Origin of the sequence: Streptomyces sp. NPDC048516 (assembly GCF_043199875.1) — a bacterium.
GTDB lineage: Bacteria > Actinomycetota > Actinomycetes > Streptomycetales > Streptomycetaceae > Streptomyces.
This window is the reverse complement of the sequence record NZ_JBICWS010000001.1, coordinates 608,101-625,250: the sequence shown is the minus strand read 5'-3', so window position 1 is coordinate 625,250 and position 17,150 is coordinate 608,101. Positions and strand designations below refer to the sequence as shown.

Annotated in this window: 15 protein-coding genes; 4 read left to right on the top strand and 11 right to left on the bottom strand. The window is 73.1% G+C overall.

Going from position 1 to position 17,150, the window contains the following annotated elements:
• Positions 1 to 53: 53 nt before the first annotated feature.
• From ACGFR7_RS02825 to ACGFR7_RS02795, 7 genes are all read right to left on the bottom strand, one after another.
• A complete protein-coding gene (locus tag ACGFR7_RS02825; protein WP_393312217.1) occupies positions 54 to 1,067 on the bottom strand; it encodes a DUF5914 domain-containing protein in 1,014 nt (337 codons plus the stop codon).
• Positions 1,064 to 2,053, bottom strand: a complete 990-nt coding sequence (locus tag ACGFR7_RS02820) for a phytoene/squalene synthase family protein (protein WP_393312215.1) — start codon at positions 2,051 to 2,053, stop codon at positions 1,064 to 1,066. The genes ACGFR7_RS02825 and ACGFR7_RS02820 overlap by 4 nt, the downstream gene beginning before the upstream one ends.
• On the bottom strand, positions 2,050 to 3,585 hold the full coding sequence (gene crtI / locus ACGFR7_RS02815) for a phytoene desaturase family protein (protein ID WP_393312213.1): 1,536 nt from the start codon (positions 3,583 to 3,585) through the stop codon (positions 2,050 to 2,052). Before crtI ends, ACGFR7_RS02820 begins: the two co-directional genes overlap by 4 nt.
• A gap of 250 nt (positions 3,586 to 3,835) precedes the next feature.
• The gene (locus ACGFR7_RS02810; protein ID WP_393312211.1) at positions 3,836 to 5,068 is read right to left on the bottom strand and encodes a beta-ketoacyl-[acyl-carrier-protein] synthase family protein; all 1,233 of its coding nucleotides are present in this window, start codon (positions 5,066 to 5,068) and stop codon (positions 3,836 to 3,838) included.
• A complete protein-coding gene (locus tag ACGFR7_RS02805; protein ID WP_393312209.1) occupies positions 5,068 to 5,331 on the bottom strand; it encodes an acyl carrier protein in 264 nt (87 codons plus the stop codon). Before ACGFR7_RS02805 ends, ACGFR7_RS02810 begins: the two co-directional genes overlap by 1 nt.
• 286 nt (positions 5,332 to 5,617) lie before the next feature.
• A complete protein-coding gene (locus ACGFR7_RS02800; protein WP_393312207.1) occupies positions 5,618 to 7,231 on the bottom strand; it encodes an MFS transporter in 1,614 nt (537 codons plus the stop codon).
• Complete coding sequence (locus ACGFR7_RS02795; RefSeq protein WP_393312205.1) at positions 7,228 to 8,043, bottom strand: thioesterase II family protein; 816 nt, start codon at positions 8,041 to 8,043, stop codon at positions 7,228 to 7,230. Before ACGFR7_RS02795 ends, ACGFR7_RS02800 begins: the two co-directional genes overlap by 4 nt.
• A 467-nt stretch (positions 8,044 to 8,510) precedes the next feature.
• Between ACGFR7_RS02795 and ACGFR7_RS02790 the strand changes: the two genes are divergently transcribed.
• Positions 8,511 to 9,467: an NAD-dependent epimerase/dehydratase family protein gene (locus ACGFR7_RS02790; RefSeq protein WP_393312203.1), complete on the top strand. Its 957-nt coding sequence runs from the start codon at positions 8,511 to 8,513 to the stop codon at positions 9,465 to 9,467.
• A gap of 63 nt (positions 9,468 to 9,530) precedes the next feature.
• Here the strand turns inward: ACGFR7_RS02790 and ACGFR7_RS02785 are convergent, their stop codons facing one another.
• Entirely contained in the window at positions 9,531 to 10,070 is a 540-nt protein-coding gene (locus tag ACGFR7_RS02785) for a DUF4232 domain-containing protein (RefSeq protein WP_393312201.1), read from the bottom strand.
• A gap of 452 nt (positions 10,071 to 10,522) precedes the next feature.
• On the opposite strand from ACGFR7_RS02785, the gene ACGFR7_RS02780 reads away from it, so the two are divergent.
• The gene (locus ACGFR7_RS02780; protein WP_393312199.1) at positions 10,523 to 12,832 is read left to right on the top strand and encodes an FUSC family protein; all 2,310 of its coding nucleotides are present in this window, start codon (positions 10,523 to 10,525) and stop codon (positions 12,830 to 12,832) included.
• Positions 12,833 to 12,889: 57 nt separating this feature from the next.
• Here ACGFR7_RS02780 and ACGFR7_RS02775 read toward each other — a convergent pair whose 3' ends face one another.
• From ACGFR7_RS02775 to ACGFR7_RS02765, 3 genes are all read right to left on the bottom strand, one after another.
• The gene (locus tag ACGFR7_RS02775) at positions 12,890 to 13,294 is read right to left on the bottom strand and encodes a RidA family protein (RefSeq protein ID WP_393312197.1); all 405 of its coding nucleotides are present in this window, start codon (positions 13,292 to 13,294) and stop codon (positions 12,890 to 12,892) included.
• Positions 13,295 to 13,383: 89 nt separating this feature from the next.
• Positions 13,384 to 14,112: a ribonuclease H gene (locus ACGFR7_RS02770; RefSeq protein ID WP_393312195.1), complete on the bottom strand. Its 729-nt coding sequence runs from the start codon at positions 14,110 to 14,112 to the stop codon at positions 13,384 to 13,386.
• Between the two features lie 52 nt (positions 14,113 to 14,164).
• Entirely contained in the window at positions 14,165 to 14,842 is a 678-nt protein-coding gene (locus tag ACGFR7_RS02765; protein WP_393312193.1) for an AIM24 family protein, read from the bottom strand.
• Positions 14,843 to 15,025: 183 nt separating this feature from the next.
• Between ACGFR7_RS02765 and ACGFR7_RS02760 the strand changes: the two genes are divergently transcribed.
• Positions 15,026 to 15,220: a hypothetical protein gene (locus ACGFR7_RS02760; protein ID WP_393312191.1), complete on the top strand. Its 195-nt coding sequence runs from the start codon at positions 15,026 to 15,028 to the stop codon at positions 15,218 to 15,220.
• A gap of 500 nt (positions 15,221 to 15,720) precedes the next feature.
• Positions 15,721 to 17,118: a sugar transferase gene (locus tag ACGFR7_RS02755; RefSeq protein ID WP_393312189.1), complete on the top strand. Its 1,398-nt coding sequence runs from the start codon at positions 15,721 to 15,723 to the stop codon at positions 17,116 to 17,118.
• Positions 17,119 to 17,150: the final 32 nt, after the last annotated feature.

Below are 17,150 nucleotides of genomic sequence, written 5' to 3'. Positions count from 1 at the left end.
GGGGTGTGCTCCCGGTCCGCCGGGATGGCGGGGTCCGGGGCCGCCGGCCGGCATCAGCCCGGGAAGCGTCCGCTGCTGCGCAGCTCCCAGCGACGCTCGGCGTAGGCCAGGTCGTCCCGCCACAGCCGTCGCGAAACGGTGCGCAGCAGCGGGCGCAGGGCGGGCGCGGCCGCGTGCGCGAGGGCGAATCCGGGGCGCCGGGAGGTGGCGACGACCGCCTCGGTGACCGCGGTGCGCGGACGCCCCCGGTCGTCCGGGCCCAGCGGAGTGGCGTGGGTCTCCACCACGGAGCCCCGGCCCTCGCCGGCCACGATCCGCATCACCACCGTGCGCGGCTCCGGGGCGGTGAAGAGGGCCGTGACCGGCACCACGGCGCGCCCGGCGACCTTGAAGGAGACCTCGACGGCGATGCCGTCCGCCCCCTCCCCGCCACTGTCCGAGGGGGTGCCGGCCACGGTGAGGTCGACGAAGGAGTAGGGGTGGAACCAGGCGCCGTGCCACGGGTCGAGACGGTTGGCGATCACATCCTCGGGATCGCACCGTCCGGTGACGGTGTGCACGGCGGTGACGGCACCCGCCGTCCGCGGCCGGGCGGGCAGGACCGGCTCGGGCAGCGGCTGCTCCCCGCCGGCCTCGTCGAGACGTACCCAGGCCAGCAGCCCGTCGTCGTACGCGGGGAACGGCTCCCAGCCCGCGAACGGGGCGCCGTCCAGGGCGAGTCCGTGCCAACGGCAGCGGAGGATGCCACAGTGCACGGGGCTTCGGTCCAGCGGCGCGCCGAGGTGGGGACAGGCCCCTGGCCCGGCCATCAGCCGGCCGGCCGCGTCGCGCCAGGCGACGACCTCGACACCGGCGACGGTGCGGCCGAAGGCCCGGTGGACGCCGATGGCGCCGGCCGCGCCGAGGACGAACCAGTTGCCGGACGGGCGGGCGAGGGCGGCTTTGACGGCGTCGGCGAGGCGCGCGGGTTGTGCGTCGCGCCAGGTCGGACGCTGCGCTTCCCACGGCACGGGCCTCGGCCGCAGCCGGAGCGGGAACCGCGGAGGCCGGCGGGCCTGTCGGGTCATGAGGTCTCCTCCTGCGGGCGGTGCGGCGCCCCGGCACGTCGCGCGGCGGGGCGGCGGGCGGCGAAGCGGGCGGCGGCAACCCGGGCCAGACCGCTGCACGCGGTGGCCGCGCGGCGGCTGCGGGAGACCACCGAGCGGCGGTGCAGCACGGCGTACCCGTCGTCGCGCACGGCATCGAGGATGGCGCGGTAGAGGACGAACGCGGTGCGGATACACGGGCGCGAGACCGGGTCGAGCAGGGCGAGGCCGGGCTCCGCCTCGCGGTAGACGCCGTGGGTGAGGTCGGCGGCCGCCACCATGGCCGCGGTGATCCGCGGGTCGCGGTGGCCGGTGTCCCTGCTCCACCGCAGCAGTGCGCGGTCGACGCCGTGTGCCGCGAGCAGGTCCGCGGGCAGGTAGATCCGGCCCCGGTCGAGGTCTTCGCCGACGTCGCGCAGGAAGTTGGTGAGCTGGAAGGCGATGCCGAGGGCGGCGGCGTGCGGTGCGGCTTCCTCCTGCGGCACGACCGTGCCGAGCACCGGCAGCATCTCCAGCCCCATCACCGCGGCCGAGCCGTGCACATAGCGCCGCAGGTCCTCGTACGTCGGGTAGTCCGTCACGGTCAGATCGCTGCGCATCGACGCCATGAAGTCCGTGAAGTGCCGGTGATCGATGCCGTACACGGCCGCGGTGTGCGCCAGCGCCCGCACCACCGGTTCCGTGGTCTCTCCCCCGCGCAGGCCCTCTTCCAGACAGCGCTGAAGGGCATCGAGCGCTCGTGCGCGGTCGGCGGTGGAGCGGCCGGGTCCGGGGTCGTCGACCAGGTCGTCGGCGCGCCGGGCGAAGCCGTACAGGGCGTGGACGGCCGGCCGCCGCTCCACGGGCAGCAGCCGGGTGGCGAGGAAGTAGGTCTTGCCGTGCCGGGCGTTGAGCCGGCGGCAGTGGGCATAGGCGTCGCGCAGGAGGGGGTCGGTGATGCCTGCGGCGTCCAGCTCGCGAGCGGTCATGCCGGGATGCCTCTCGGGGTGGGGTGGGGGGTGCCTGCGGGAGAACGGGCGGGCCGCGGGCCGGTGATCCGGGCCGCGGCGAGCTTGCCGGAGATCAGGACGGTGGGCACGCCGACGCCCGGGGTGGTGCCGCAGCCCGCCAGCACGGCGTTCTCGGTGCCGCGTACCAGGTTGCGGGGGCGGAAGGGGCCGGTCTGCGCCAGCGTGTGGGCGGCGGAGAACGGCGTTCCGGCGGCGAGCCCCTGCGCCGCCCAGTCGGCGGGAGTGACCAGGTGGTGCACCTCGGTGGCGGCACCGATGCCGGTGAGTCCCCGGCGCTCCAGCACGGAGAGCAGGCTGTCGCGGTACCCGGGGGCCAGGTCGTGCCAGTCCCCGGCGCCCGGGCCGGTCTCGGTGTTGGGGCAGGGCGCCAGGATGTAGTGCAAGTGGCGTCCTGGCGGGGCGAGCCCGGGGTCGGTGGCGGTGGGGCGGGTGAGGAGCAGCGAGGGGTCGCTCATCAGCCGCCCGGTGCGGGTGAGTTCGTCGAAGGTCTGCTCCCACGCGGCGCCGAAGGAGAGCGTGTGGTGCGCCAGCCGCGGCCAGGTCCGGTCGGTGCCGGCGTGCAGGACCACCGCGGAGGGCGCGTGACGGAGGCGGAGCGGGCGGCGGGGGCGGCGGCCGAGCAGCCGGTGGACGACCGGGAGGTCGGGGGTGAGGACCACCGCGTCGCAGGGGATGCGCTCGTGCTCGGTCACCACGGCAGTGATCCGGTCACCGCTGCGTTCCAGCCGCGTGACCGGGTGGCCGTAGCGGAAGGCGGCACCGGCGTCAGCGGCCGCGTCCGCCATGGCCCGGGGCAGGGCGTGCATCCCGCCGCGGGGGAAGTACACCCCGGCGACCGTGTCCATGTAGGCGATGACGGCGTAGGCGGCCAGGGCGCGCGCCGGCGGCACACCGGCGTACAGCGCCTGGAAGGAGAAGACCCGGCGCAGCCGCGGATCGGGCAGGAAGCGGCCGATACGGTCGTCGAGCCGGCCGAAGCCGCCGAGCGCGGCGAGGCGGACCAGGTCCGGGTGCAGCAGTTGCAGCGGTGAGTCGAAGTTGGCGTCGATGAAGCGCTGCCGCTGGACCGCGTACAGCTGCTGGAGCCAGTGCCGCAGCCGCCGGTAGCCGTGGGCCGCCGCGGGGCCGGCGAACCGTTCGACCTCCGCCTCCATGGCCTGCGGGTCCGTGTGCACGTCCAGCTCGCTGCCGTCGGCGAACCGGGCGCGGTAGGCCGGGTGCAGGGCCCGCAGTTCCATCCGGTCGGTGAGGCGTTCGCCGACCGCGGCGAACGCCTCGTCGATGAGGTCGGGCATGGTCAGCACGGTCGGTCCGGTGTCGATGCGGTAGCCGTGGCTCTCGATCCGGCCGGCCCGGCCGCCGGGCAGCGCCTCCCGCTCGACGACCGTCACCCGCCGGCCGGCGCCGAGCAGATGCAGCGTGGCGGACAGTCCGGAGAGCCCGGCACCGACCACCACGACGTGGTCGGTGGGGCCTTTGACGGTTCTCACGCACCGCACCCTTCGGCCGTGTGCGCGGGCATCTTCCTCGGCGGACGGCCGAGGGGCGGCGGGCCGGCCCCGGGCAACTCGGCACCGCGCGCCGCGGGATGTGCCGGTGCCCCGGTACAAGGGCGCATCGTGGTTCCTCTCGTCGGGTCGGGGGGGGGAGGCCCGGCGCGCATCGTGGGCCGTTCCGCGGGCCGTTCCGCGGGCCGTTCCGCGGGCCGTTCCCTGGGCCGTTGTCCGCCCCTCGTGCGCGTCAGGCGGACCGGAAGACCAGTGCGGCGTTCTGGCCGCCGAAGCCCGTGGAGAGGCTGGCGGCGGCGGACTGGGCCGTGGTGCGGGGGACCTTGGCCACGATGTCCAGGTCGATGTCGAGGTCGGTGTCTTCGTGGTTGGCGGTGGGAGGGATGGTGTCCCGTTGCAGGCTCATGACGGTGACGGCCGCTTCGATGGCGCCGGCCGCTCCGATGGCGTGTCCGAGCGCGCCCTTGAGGGAGGTGACGGCGGGGGGCTCGGGAAAGACGCTGCGCAGCGCCCTTGCTTCGGCCAGGTCGTTGCGCCGGGTGCCGGTGCCGTGCGCGTTGATGTGGTCGATGTCCCCGGGCGCCGCACCGGCGTCCGCCAGCGCTGCGGTCAGGGCCGCCGCGGCTCCCCGGCCGTCCGGTTCGGGGGCGGCGTAGTGGTAGGCGTCGCAGCTCGCCCCGTAGCCGGCCAGCTGTGCGCGCGGGCGGGCACCGCGGGCCTGCGCGTGGGCCGGGCGCTCCAATACCAGGACGGCCGCGCCCTCGGAGAGGACGAAGCCGTCGCGTCGGGCGTCGAAGGGGCGGCACGCGCCTGCGGGGTCCTCGCTCCGCCGGGAGAGGGCTCCCATGCGGTGGAAACAGGCGGCGGGGATGGCGTGGCACGCGGATTCCGCCCCGCCGGCCAGGACGATGTCGCAGGTCCCGGCACGCAGCAGATCACGGGCGATGCCCAGGGCGCTGCTGCCGGAGGCGCAGGCGGTGGAGACGGCGAAGTTGGGTCCGGTGACCGCCAGGTCGAGTGCGATCTCGGCGGCTGCCATGTTGGGCACGCTGCGGGTGATGGCGAGTGGCGAGATGTCCAGCGGGCGGCCGGCCGCGAGCTTGGCGAACTCGGCGGCATAGCGTTCCATGCTGCCCGTGCCCGTCCCCATGACCACCCCGACACGTGCGGGGTCCCAGCCGGCCGGGCTGCCGAGACCGGCGTCGGCGACGGCGTGCCGGGCGGCCAGGAGGGCCATGGCGACGAAGCGGTCCAGCCGCCAGGCGGCCTTGCGGCCGACCATGGCGGCGGTGTCGAAGTCCGGCACCCGGCAGGAGATGTCCACCGGCAGACCCGCGAGTTCCGGGTCCCGGGCGGCGGTGGACCGGCCGGTGAGCAGGCCGTCCCAGGTGGCCCGGGCGCCGATGCCGGCCGGGCTGATGACTCCGAGGCCGGTCACGGCGGCGTCCCGGCACTGACCGGGCATCAGGCCCCGCTGTTCGGCGCCGCGGTCAGAGCCGTGTCGGGGTCCCGGGCGTCCATGAGGGCCGCCAGCTCCTCGATGGTCGTCTGCAGGGGGACGTCCTCCAGCGAGATCCCGGTGCGCTCCTGCAGCATCAGCCCCATCTCGACCAGCGCGAGCGAGTCCAGCCCCAGGTCCTCGAAGGTGCGCTCGGGGGTGACCTGGGCGGGGTCGAGATCGAAGGTTTCGGTGAGGGTGCTGGTGATCAGCTCGGTACGGGTGGACACGGGTGACTCCTTCGGTGGGTGAGGGGGTGCCGGCGAAGGCCACGGGCGCGCTGCCGTCCGGCGCGTACGCCGGTGCGGACCGGCACCGCGCGTCCGTTCAGCGGCAGCCCGGGGCGCCCCGGGACGTGCCGGTGCGGACGGGGCTGTTCATCGCGGCTCCAGGCGGGCGGGCGGCGGAGACACACCGGAGGCCGGTGTGCGGAGGCGGTCTCGCGCCCCCTACCTTCTCCGACCCGGCGCTCGGGCCACGGCCTTGAAGGCACCTCTGAACGAGTGACTTGTCGCTCTATCGGTCCGGGCGCGCCCCGCCCCCGGCCCCGGCCCCGGCCGGCGCTGCGGTCCGGCCGTCACCGGGGAGGCGGGCGTCGTGCCCACCGGCCGGCCGGCCGAGCCAGCGGGCGGCCGCCGCGGCGGTGACCAGCGTGACGGCACCGGCGACGACGGCGGTGAGCGTCATCGCGTCCGTGAAGGCCTGGCGCGCGGCGGCCAGCACACCGGCGCGCAGCGGGCCGGGAAGGCGCATCGCCTGTACGGGGACGGACAGCATGCTGTGCCCGGCCGCTTCCGCCACGAGTGCGGGGGCGTGCAGATCGGTGAGGGAGGTGGTGAGCCGGGAGGTGAAGACGGCCGCGAGCAGGGAGCCTTGGACGGCCACCCCGAGGGCGGAGCCGACCTGGCGGGTGGCGTCGTTGATGGCCGAACCGAGCCCGGCCCGTTCGGTGGCGACCGAGCCCATCACCGATTCGGTGGCCGCTGCCGCCACCAGCCCGGCGCCGACGCCCGCGACCAGCTGGAACGCCGCGCAGTGCGGGTAGCCGGAGTCGGGCGTGGTGGTCGCCAGGACGGCGAAGCCGGCCGTCACCAGCAACAGGCCGCCGACGACGGGGATCCTGCCGCCCAGCCGTGCCCACACCGGCACGGCGCACACCGCGCCGAGCGCGAGTCCGGCCGGCAGCGGCAGCGTCCGCACACCGGCCTGCCAGGGGCTGAAGCCGAGCACCCCCTGGAGGTAGAGGGTCAGGACGAACAGCGCCCCGAACATGGCGAAGGACATCAGGGCGAGGGCCGCGGCGGCCACTCCGATGCCTGGCACCCGCAGCAGGTACAACGGGAGCATGGGGGCGGGCGTGCGCAGTTGACGGCCGACGAAGGCGGCCAGCAGCAGTGCGGCCACGGTGAATCCGGTGAGCGCCGCCGGGCTGGTCCAGCCGCGGTGCGGACTCTCGGTGATGGACCACACCAGGGCCAGCAACCCCGCGGCCGACAGTGCGGCACCGGGCACATCGAAGCCGGCGCGCCGCCGCGCACGGGACTCGGGGACCAGCGCAAGCGCCAGCACGATGATGACGGCGGCCGGCGGCAGATTGATCCAGAAGGCGGCGCGCCAGGAGGAGTGCTCCACCAGCCAGCCACCGATGACCGGACCGCACAGGCCGCCCATACCGCCGACCGCGGCCCATGCGGCGATCGCCCGGCTGCGCAGGCGCGCTTCGGGGAACAGCTGGTGCAGGACCGCCAGTGTCGCCGGCATCAGCAAGGCCGCCCCGGCACCCATGCAGCAGCGCGCGGCGATCACCTGCCACGGCTGGCCGGCCAGCGCGCCGCCGAGCGAGGCGCCCCCGCAGACCGCCACTCCGCAGACGAAAGAACGCCGCCGGCCCCAGGCATCGGTGAAGGCTCCGACGGCCAGCACCGTTCCGCCCAGCACGAGGGCGTAGCCGTCCACGATCCACTGCACCTGCGCGGTGGAGGTGTCCAGGTCGCCCTGCAGGTCGGGGACGGCGACGTTGAGGACCGTCAGGTCCAGGCCGAGCATGAACAGGCCGAGGCACACCACGGCGGCCGCTCCCAGGCGCCGCGCGGGACCGGCCGGTCTCCCGGCCGGCGCAGCGGCCGTCATGTCGTCGCCACGGGGTGGTTGATGACGGCGGCGAGCGCACCGGTGAGGTGGTCCACCAACGCCTTCGTCCCCGTCTGCGGGTAGGTGTGCCCGCCGGGGAAGAGCCGGGGGCACGCGGGTGTGGTGACCAGGTCGTTCCAGTCCTGGAGTTCCTGCACGGGCGTGACGGGGTCCTGTTCGCCGCCGTAGAGGGCCAGCGGTACGTCGAGCGGCGGCTCGGGGCGGTGCCGGTAGTGCAGGAGCAGCAGGCAGTCGGCCAGCAGCGGGGTGCAGGCCGCGGCCATCAGGCGTGCGTCGGCGAGCAGTTGCTCGGGGATGGGGCCGACGAGTTCGCGGATGCCCTCCAGGCCGGCCGTCAGGCGCGGCGGCAGCCCGGCGCTGTAGGCATCGATATGCGGCGCCGACAGCGAGGACACCGCCAGTAGCGAGGGCAGGCGGCCGTGGGTGCGCCGCAGATGCCGGATCGCCTCGTAGGCCAGCAGCGCGCCCGCGCTGTGTCCGAAGACCGCGAACGGGCGGGGGTCGGCCCAGTCGTCCAGCACCGCGGCCAGGCGGGCGCTGAGGTACGCGGGGTCGGTCAGCGACGGTTCGGCGGAGCGGGCTCCCCGGCCGGGCAGCGCCACGGAACACGGCTCGATCCACGACGGCAGCAACGGCACCCACCGCAGATAGCAGTCCGGACCGGCCCCGGCCGGCGGCACACCGTACAGACGCAGCGCCGCCTGCGGCCGGGCGTCGAGCACCACGCGCTGCGGCACCGCCGAGGCCGCGACCGTCACCGACGTCGTCTCTTCCGTGAAACCGACACCCATGACATACGCCCTTCGCCTCGCGCTCCACTGGTCCGGGCTCCGCCCTTGCCGCGCAAAGCGCCCCGAACGGGGCGGCGTTCCGCCGTGGCGCCGGGGCCGTCCCGGCGCCCACGGCCGACCGGCCGACCGACCCGGGAGCCGTCCGGCCGGGCACAAGACCGATGCCCACGCCGACCCTGCACTCCCCCGCCTCCGCACTCCACACACCACGCACGGCGCCGCCCCCCTCTGACACCAACGGCGGCAGCCACCGATACCGCTGCGGGCATCCGCCGCGGGCTTCCGCCGCGCACTGGTCCGGTGCCGCCCGGCCGCCGGGTGGGGACGCACCTCCGCGACCGCCGAGATTTACCAGCACCCCATTGCGATGGCCAGTCACTAGCATTACAGTCTCTAACAGAAGCGAGAGAGCGAAGCTCCCCATCCCCCTCATCCGCCGGCCACCAGCTCGTAGAGAAGGAATCGCCATGTCTGCCGCAGAACTCTCCCTCCATGCAGTGCTGGGCGCCGGGCCCGCCGGTACCGCGCTCGCCGGCGAACTCGTCCGCCGCGGTCACGCCGTACGACTGGTCAGCCGCTCGGCACCGGACAGCGCCGTCGAGGGCATCGAGCGGTACGCCGCCGATGTGAGCACGCCGGAGGGGGCGCTGGCCGCCGTCGAGGGCGCCGCCGTCGTGTACCACTGCGTGAATGTCGACTATCACCGCCAGATCGAGGTGATGCCGCAGGTCCAGCGCGCGGTGCTGGCCGCCGTCGAGACCACGGGCGCCCGCCTGGTCGTCCTGGACACGCTGTACCCGTACGGCCCGACGCACGGCGGGGTGATGACGGAGGACACTCCGTGGCGGGCGACCAGCCGCAAGGGGCGGATGCGGGCCGAGCTGGACGAGCGTTATCTCGACGCCCACCGAGCGGGCCGCGCCCGGGTCGTCCTCGGGCGGTCGGCGGACTTCGTCGGCCCCGGCGTGCTCAATTCCACGCTCGGCGGAGCGGTCTTCCCCGGCGCGCTGACCGGAGGGGAAGTCCTCGGTATGGGCGATATCGACCTGCCGCACAGCTACACGGACATCCGCGATGTCGCGGCCAGCCTCGCCACTCTCGGCGAGCACCCGGAGGGCGACGGCAGGGTCTGGCATCTGCCCACGACGCCTGCCGTGACCACCCGCGAGATCCACTCGATGATCGAGGAGCGGGTGGGCCGCCCGGTGCGGCGCGTGATCCTTCCCGAGCCTCGCCCCTTCGGGCCGTTCGACGCGGCGTTCATGGACGAGTACGCGGAGATGTTCTACCAGCACACCGAACCGCAGATCATGGACTCCGCGGCCTTCACGCGCGCCTTCGGCGTCCACCCGACGCCGCTGGGTGCCACCCTCGACGCCACCGTCGACTGGTACCGCGCGCTGCCGGCCGGCGCCCGGAGCTGACCCGGCCGCGGCAGCCCTGAGGCCCGACGCACGTGCGTCGGGCCTCAGGGCTGCCTGAAGCGGTCAGGAAGCGCTGGGCGGCGTCGCCGACCAGGCCGTCACGGACAGCTCCCCGCCGTCAACGGCCTTGTCGAACGCCACGACGCTGTGCGAGTTGCTGCCCGTCGGGGACACCTGCAGGTACTTGGCCTGCGCGGAGGACGGTCCGGCGTGCGTCCAGACCAGGTCGGCGAAGGCGCTCTTGCCCGGCTTCAGGGTGACCCCGTGCGCACCCGGGTCCTTCGCGAAGTAGGTGTCACCGTGGTGCGGGGTGGTCTTCAGGGCCGTGTGACCGGCACCCTCCAGCGCCAGACCCGGGTATCCGCTTATCGCGCACGCGCTCGTGCCGGTGTTGGTCACCTTGAGGTAGGTGCCCTCGTGATTCATTCCGGCCTGGCTCGAGCCCGCGCTGGTGGTCGTGACCTTCAGCGTCCCCGGCCCGCACGCGCCGGCCGCGCCGGATCCTGTCGTACCGGCCGCGGAGGCCATGCCGGCGCCCGCTCCCACGGCAAGCGCAACAGCGGCGGTGACGGTGGCGGCGGTACGCAGACCACGGATGGTCATCAGTCATCAACTCCCTTTTCTCCGGGACCCGGAGAAACCTCGGTGTGTCAACCCGCCGTCCGGCCCGCACGGCCCTCCCCCGCCCCCGCGATGACTCGCGCGGGAGAGCCGACCACGGGACCGGTCGGCGGATGCTGGTTCGTTCGTGATCCACCCTGGGTGCCACCACTGGTGATCCGCTAACGCCTGGCTAACACCCCGGAAAACCCGAGGGCGGCACCGGGAAGGCGCAGGAGTGCTCGGGCTGGGGGAAGTTCGCGGGGCGGGGGAAGCACGCGAGGCGAGGGAGTACGCGAGGCCGGCGGAGGCTCGCGGGGTACGAGGACCCGTACGTGCCCCACGGCTGTGACGCAGACGTGTCCGGACACGATGCGGATGAAGGGCTTCCGATCAGGCGTGCGATGCTGGAGCACCCCTGATCATGGCAAGAAGTGGGAGCGTACGGCACCGTGATGGCAGCGATACGGCCGGCTGGGACGAGAACCTGGGACCGCTTCGCGGCATCCGACCCAGGGCTGCTGCGGCTGAAGGCGGGGCTGCGGACGGTCGGGGCGATCGTGCTCACCCTCGTCGTCCTCGCCCTGCTCGGCACCGGCGTCACCCTGATGGTCGCGGGTGCCATGGCGGCCATGGTCGCCACCTTCGCGATCAGGGAGAAGGAGGTACGCGGCCAGGCGATCACGCTGGCGCTGGGCCTGCCCGTCGCGCTGGCCGCCATGTCACTGGCGGCGCTGCTGCACACCCAGGTCATCGCCGGGGACACCTTCTTCGTCCTGCTGATCTTCGGCGCCGTCTACGCCCGGCGGTTCGGCGACCGCGGCACCGCGCTCGGCCTGATCGGCTTTCAGGTCTACTTCGTCTCGCTGTTCGTCCACGCCACCGTCCCCGCCCTCCCCGAGCTGTATCTGACCCTGGGCATCGCCTTCGCGTGCAGCGCGGTCGTACGGTTCGCCGTCGTCCCGGAGACGCCCCAGCGCACCCTGGGCCGGCTGCGCGAGGCCTTCCGCGCGCGGCTCGCCCAGCTGCTGGCCACCCAGATGGAGCTGCTGGACGCCGGCCCCGAAGAACTGGACAAGGTCCTCGACGACCTGCGGCGGCACACCGCCCGGCTGCACGAAGCGGCCTTGATGATCCAGGGCCTCCTGGAGGAGGGCACACGGAGTCCCGCCGCGGCGGGACTGGTGCAGCGCCGCGTCGCGGATGCCGAGATCGCCGCCGAACGGCTGGGCATGCTGATACTCAACGCCCGCAGCGCCGAGCGGGCGGACACCCTGACCATGCATCTGCCGCACGCCCCCGTGCCGGCCACGGCGACCCGTACCCCGGCCGAGGACGCGGCGACCGTCACCCTGCGCCGGGATCTGAACTCGCTGCTCCTGCTGGTCGCCCGGCGTGCGCCCGACGACCGCGGCACCGCGCTCGCCCATGTGCGCAACAGGCTGCTCGGCTACCGCGACGAGGACAACCTGCCGCGCGCCTCGTCCGTCGTCCAGGACGTCTTCCGCGGGGTCGGTGAGACCGCTCGGGCCGTGCTGGGTCTGCGGCTGGCGCTGGACGGGCCGCAGGACGAGTCGGACGACTCCCCTGCCACCACCCGCTCACGTGAAGAGTTCGACGCCGAGGACCTCGCGATCGTCGGGGCCGAGGAGGCCGAGGAGGCGGAGGAGGACCGCACCGGGCTCCGGAGGCCGACCACCCGTGCCGCGTGCCAGGTCGCGGTGGGCTCGACGCTGGCCATCATCGGCGGTGAGTTCCTGTCCAGCCAGCGCTGGTACTGGGCGGTGCTGACCTGCTGGGTCGTCTTCCTCAACACGGCGTCCACGGGCGAGATCCTGGTCAAGGGCTACCGCCGGCTGGTGGGCACGGTCCTCGGCGTGGTCGCCGGAGTCGCGCTTGCCGGACTGGTCGGCGACCACACCTGGCCCGCGTTCGCCCTCGTGCTCCTGTGCATCTTCGGGATGTACTTCACCGCACCGCTGTCGTATGCGCTGATGTCGTTCTTCGTCACCGCGATGCTCGGGCTGCTCTACACCCTGCTCAACACCTACAGCCTGTCCGTGCTGGTGCTGCGCATCGAGGAAACGGCGCTGGGTGCCGCCTGCGGGATCATCGCCGCCGTACTGGTGCTGCCGGTACACACGGACCGCCGTACGGACGAGCAGCTGGGCACGGTGCTGGTCCGGCTGCGGGATGTCGTCTCCGCCGCGGTGGAACAGCTCAGCGGCGGGCCGGCCGTCGACCTGCTGGGCAAGGCCCGCGATCTGGACACGGCGCTGGACGACCTCCGTGCCTCCACCCAGCCCCTGACCCACCCGATCACCCCGCTGCGCGTGCGGCGGCGGACCGCCCGGTACCTGGTCGCGCTGCTGGAGACCGCCGCCTACCACGCCCGTTCCCTGGCGGCGACGGCGGAACTCGTGCCGTACAGCAAGACGATCGCGGCCGACCCGCGCCTGGAGCGGGCCGGCCGCCGGATCGCGCAGAACATCGACCTCATCGTCGCGCGCGTGCTGGAGGAGAGCACCGAGGGCGAGGTGGAATCCGGCGTCAGCATCGCGGCGATGCTGGATGCCGCCGGTACCGGGGCACTGCGTTCGGGCACGGTCACCTTCCGCGTGCTGCGCCACCTCCAGCGCCTCGACGAGGGAGTGGTGGGCATCGCCCGCCCGCTCGACGTACCGGTGGCGAGCCCCAAGGGCGGCAAGGCCGGCTCAGGACACGCGGCGGGTGGCGCAGCCGATGCCGCAGCGGCTCGTGAGTGACCGGGAGTGCCGGGACCTCGCGTCGGTGGGCCCGGGCTGCAGCGCGGACCCGGCCTCTCAGCTCGGGGCCTGACCGATCACCGCGTCGACTTCCACTTCGACGAGCCAATCAGGATCGATGAACCGGGAAACCTCTACGAATGTGCAGGCAGGCCGGACGGAGGCAAAACGCTCGCCGTGGGCCCGTGCGGCATCCTTCCACCGCGACACGTCAGTCAGCATGATGCGTGTCCGCACCACGTCCCCGATCGACGCCCCGGCCTCCTGCAACGCCCGCTCGGCGAGGTCCAGGCACCGCGCTGTCTGGACATGGACATCGCCAGGGCCGACGGTGGAGCCGTCCTCCCCGATGGGAGCCGTTCCTGCAACGGCTACGTGGTTTCCCGCCCGCACCGCGCGCGAGAAGCCGATCTGCGGCTCCAGCGGCGACCCTGAGCTGACTGTCTGACGCACATCATCCATCTCGTCATGGTGCCAGAGCTGCCCTGGGCGACCGCCCCTGGACGTCCGGCCCCTGCCGGGTACCTCCGGGAGGCGCCGGCCGGCGAGCCTCAGTCGGCGCTGCCGGTGCCCGCGCGGCACGCGGGGTGGCCCCAGCCGTCCGGGTTCTTCGTGATGGGCTCGCCTGCCGCGTAGGGACGTCCGCAGCGGCAGCGTCCGGGGAACTTGGCGTTGAGGGTCCGCGTCGCGTTCCCTGTTCGCCGCTGGGGCGAGGACGCCGTCTTCGCCGCCGCACCGGAGCCGCCCCGGCGCGGGCCCGCGGGCCGGGCGGGCTGGGAGGCCGGCGGCGGCTGCGGGGAGCCGAGCTCGCTGCCGGCGGCCTCCTGGACGATCGCCGCCTGACTGGCGGCCCGGTCGGCGAAGTCGTTGAGCGGATCGCCGTCCACTTGGTGCGCCGGCACATACCGGAACTCCACTGAGCGGTCCGTGAGCAGCGCGTCGATGCGCATCACGAGTTCCTGGTTGGCGACGGGCTTGCCCGCGGCGGTCTTCCAGCCCTTGCGTTTCCAGCCGGGCAGCCAGGTGGTGACGGCCTTCATGGCGTACTGGGAGTCCATCCGGACCTCCAGGGGAACGGCCGGCTCGGTGGCTGCCAGCAGGCGTTCCAGGGCCGTGAGTTCGGCGACATTGTTCGTTGCGGTGCCCAGCGGCCCGGCCTCCCACCGCACGACGGTTCCCTCACCGTCGGCGATGACCCACGCCCAGCCCGCGGGCCCGGGGTTTCCTTTCGACGCGCCGTCACAGGCGGCGATCACGCGTTCAGCCATGGGCGCGATCATGCCAGCCGGAGACGCACCCGGCGAAGTCGCCTCCGCCGCTGCCCGGTGCCGGTCAGTTGCCGGCCGCCTTCTCCGGGCGCAGTTCACTGGGCCGTACGATCACGAAGCCCTCGCCGTCGAGACGGAGCTGGACGGCCTCGCCGGAGCCGCCGCGGAGCATCGAGCCGAGGCTCTGCGAACGGTGCAGCGTGGTCTGCAGGCTGCTGCTCCAGCCGACCACGGCGTCGGTGTCGGCGAAGACCGGGGACTGCGGGGACACGGGTATGACGAGGGGGTTGCCCTCGCACATCACCGCCAGTTTGCCCTGCCCGCTGAAGACGGAGTTGAAGAGCCCGCCGCCCACCATCCCGGCGCCCTTGACGACCTTGATCTCGTAGGAGAGGGACGGGTCGAAGCACAGCACGTTGCGGCCGTTGACGGTGATGCCGTCACCGGGGGCGAGGTCGATGACGAAGCAGTTGGCGGCCTCGTGCGCAAACCACACCTCGCCGCGGCCCCGTACGGCCATCAGTGCCAGCCCCTCGCCGGTGACCGCGCGCTTGAGGAACTTGCCGACGCCCTGCCCCTGCTTCTCGAACTGCAGATCACCGCGGTAGGCGATCATCGAGCCCTGTCGCGCATAACACTCGCCGTCCAGGGCGTACTTGATCGATTTGGCGTTCTGCTGAGTCATTCCGGGCGCGGTGGCAGGCGTGGCCATGTTCTCGGCAGAGAAAAGATCGCTGTTCATGGCCTGCATGCTAACGACCTTGGGTGCGGTGGGCCGGTCCTGCCGGTTCACGGATGCCCGGGCCGGCCGTCGTCCGCGCTGGTTCAACGCACGGGCGAACCGATGAGCCGGCTCCTCGCCGCTGCGCTCCCCTTCGATACATCGAGGGTTGCGCCTGTCTTCGTCGCGCTCTGCCACGTACCGATGGCAGCCGGCAGGGGCGACCTCACCGGCGACAAGCGGCCCGACATCGCCGCCCGCGACACCTCCGGAGTCCTGTGGCTCTACCAGGGCACCGAAGACACAACCGGCCCCTTCACCCTCTCCGTACAGCTCGGCCAAGGCGGCGCATGGCTTGCTGGAGTCCGGGATGGCCATGCCGTGGCCGTCGGGCGGTAGGCCGTTCTCCGACACGTTGCGTAGCAGCCACAACTGGGCGTGAGAGCCGCCGAGTTCGGGTATCCGGGCACGGGTGTCGTAAGCGGGGTGCGAGCGACGCACACCGGCACGTCCGGCGGCCGCACGCGAGCGGTGCCGAGCAGCTGCTGACAGGCAAGGGCGGCTGGTGGCCGCCTGCCGGGGCTACCTACCCGCCTGGTCCGGACCCCGGAACAACGGCTGAAATCGGATCACGCGACCGTTGGCTTGTAAACAATCAGACACAAGAACACTCAAAATAGGTAAACCACAGCAGGCGGGCGCACCGTGCTCTAGCGTCACGTCCGACACGGAGCGGTTGTGTGGCCGGGGGGCTCCAGCCGCGCCGGAATGAGGGGACGACCAAGTGGGGGGCCATGGGGTTGTTCGAAGCTGCCGGGTCACGGGTGATCGAATCACCTGCCGGAACAGCCAAGGTGGATCGTGCGCCGCAGCGCAGCGAGGCAGGTAGGCACAGACCGATGGAACGCCGGCTGGTGCGGCTGGCGTGGACCGTGGACGCCTTGGGCGCCCTGGTGCCGGTCGGTGTGCTCTGTGCCGTGACGCGACAGCCACAGCCGTGGCTCACGGCGGTGCTCGCCGGTCTGTCGTGGCTGGCGGTCGGCATGACGAAGAATCGTTACACCAGAGAGGAACTGAGCAACGGCAACGCGGTGCTGCCGGTCGTGCGGGACTGGCTGACCATGCTGGGCGTGCTGGCCGTCATCTGTGTCGGGGTGCGGATCGAGGTCGACCTCGGGGTCTGTGTGCTCGCGCTGCTGCCCTGCCTGGGGCTCAGCGTGGTCCGGCGCAGACTCGTCCACGGGTATCTGCTGGCCATGCGCCGCCGCGCGCAGGCACTGCGACGCGTCCTGGTGGTCGGGGAGGCGGGCGCCGTCGATGTGGTGCTCGCGGAGCTGGCGCACCGTACCGACCACGAATATGTCGTCGTCGGCAGCTGTCTCGTGGGAGAGGAAGCCACTGACTCGGCGCTGCCCGTCCCCGCCCGGCTCGCCTGCGACGGGGACGCACCCGAGGCGGCGCCGGACGGCGAGACAGTCCTCAGGTGCGCCGCGCAGCTCGATGCCGATCTCGTCTTCGTGGCGCCGGGGCGTCAGCTCTCCGCCGCGCGGGTGCGTCGACTGGCCTGGGCGCTGCACGACGGGGGTCGGAATCTGGCCATACTTCCGGGCCTCATCGATGTGTCACAGCACCGGGTCCGGCTCGCCAAGGCGGCGGGCCTGACGGTGATGCACATCGACCCGGCGGGCCAGCGGGGGCTTCCGGTGATACTGAAGCAGGTCACCGACCGGTTGGGGGCCCTGCTGCTGCTCGTGCTGCTCTCCCCCGTCTTCGCCGCCGTGGCCGCGGCCATAAGGCTCACCACCGCAGGCCCGGTGTTCTACTGGCAGATCCGGATCGGCCGGGATCTGATGCCGTTCCGGATGTGGAAGTTCCGCACGATGGTGGTCGCCGCCGACCGGATGCGGGGCGCGCTGGAGCCGGCGAACGAGAACGACGGGGCGATGTTCAAGATCCGGCGGGACCCCCGGGTGACCCGGGTGGGCCGTGTGCTGCGGCGCTTCTCGCTGGATGAACTGCCCCAGCTGTTCAACGTCCTGGCCGGTCATATGTCCTTGGTCGGGCCGCGGCCGCCGCTTCCCGAGGAGGTCGAGCGGTACGACGGGACCGAGCTCCGCCGGTTATCCGTCAAACCGGGGCTGACCGGTCTGTGGCAGGTCAGCGGGCGGTCCGATCTCTCCTGGGACGAGACCGTCGCCCTGGATCTGAGCTATGTGGACAACTGGTCGTACGGCAGGGACATCGGTGTGCTGGTCCGGACCGTGCGCGCCGTGGTGGACGGGCGCGGTGCCTACTAGGGACACAGGGCTCCGGTGTGCGTCCGGCGCCT

What these genes read in the sequence shown, in the direction of transcription:
- ACGFR7_RS02800 (WP_393312207.1), bottom strand. Translation starts at nt 7,231, where the DNA reads ATGACGGCCGCTGCGCCGGCCGGGAGACCGGCCGGTCCCGCGCGGCGC.
- ACGFR7_RS02810 (WP_393312211.1), bottom strand. Translation starts at nt 5,068, where the DNA reads ATGCCCGGTCAGTGCCGGGACGCCGCCGTGACCGGCCTCGGAGTCATC.
- ACGFR7_RS02765 (WP_393312193.1), bottom strand. Translation starts at nt 14,842, where the DNA reads ATGAACAGCGATCTTTTCTCTGCCGAGAACATGGCCACGCCTGCCACC.
- ACGFR7_RS02760 (WP_393312191.1), top strand. Translation starts at nt 15,026, where the DNA reads ATGGCAGCCGGCAGGGGCGACCTCACCGGCGACAAGCGGCCCGACATC.
- ACGFR7_RS02770 (WP_393312195.1), bottom strand. Translation starts at nt 14,112, where the DNA reads ATGATCGCGCCCATGGCTGAACGCGTGATCGCCGCCTGTGACGGCGCG.
- ACGFR7_RS02790 (WP_393312203.1), top strand. Translation starts at nt 8,511, where the DNA reads ATGTCTGCCGCAGAACTCTCCCTCCATGCAGTGCTGGGCGCCGGGCCC.
- ACGFR7_RS02825 (WP_393312217.1), bottom strand. Translation starts at nt 1,067, where the DNA reads ATGACCCGACAGGCCCGCCGGCCTCCGCGGTTCCCGCTCCGGCTGCGG.
- ACGFR7_RS02775 (WP_393312197.1), bottom strand. Translation starts at nt 13,294, where the DNA reads ATGGATGATGTGCGTCAGACAGTCAGCTCAGGGTCGCCGCTGGAGCCG.
- ACGFR7_RS02795 (WP_393312205.1), bottom strand. Translation starts at nt 8,043, where the DNA reads ATGGGTGTCGGTTTCACGGAAGAGACGACGTCGGTGACGGTCGCGGCC.
- ACGFR7_RS02820 (WP_393312215.1), bottom strand. Translation starts at nt 2,053, where the DNA reads ATGACCGCTCGCGAGCTGGACGCCGCAGGCATCACCGACCCCCTCCTG.
- ACGFR7_RS02755 (WP_393312189.1), top strand. Translation starts at nt 15,721, where the DNA reads ATGGAACGCCGGCTGGTGCGGCTGGCGTGGACCGTGGACGCCTTGGGC.
- ACGFR7_RS02785 (WP_393312201.1), bottom strand. Translation starts at nt 10,070, where the DNA reads ATGACCATCCGTGGTCTGCGTACCGCCGCCACCGTCACCGCCGCTGTT.
- ACGFR7_RS02780 (WP_393312199.1), top strand. Translation starts at nt 10,523, where the DNA reads ATGGCAGCGATACGGCCGGCTGGGACGAGAACCTGGGACCGCTTCGCG.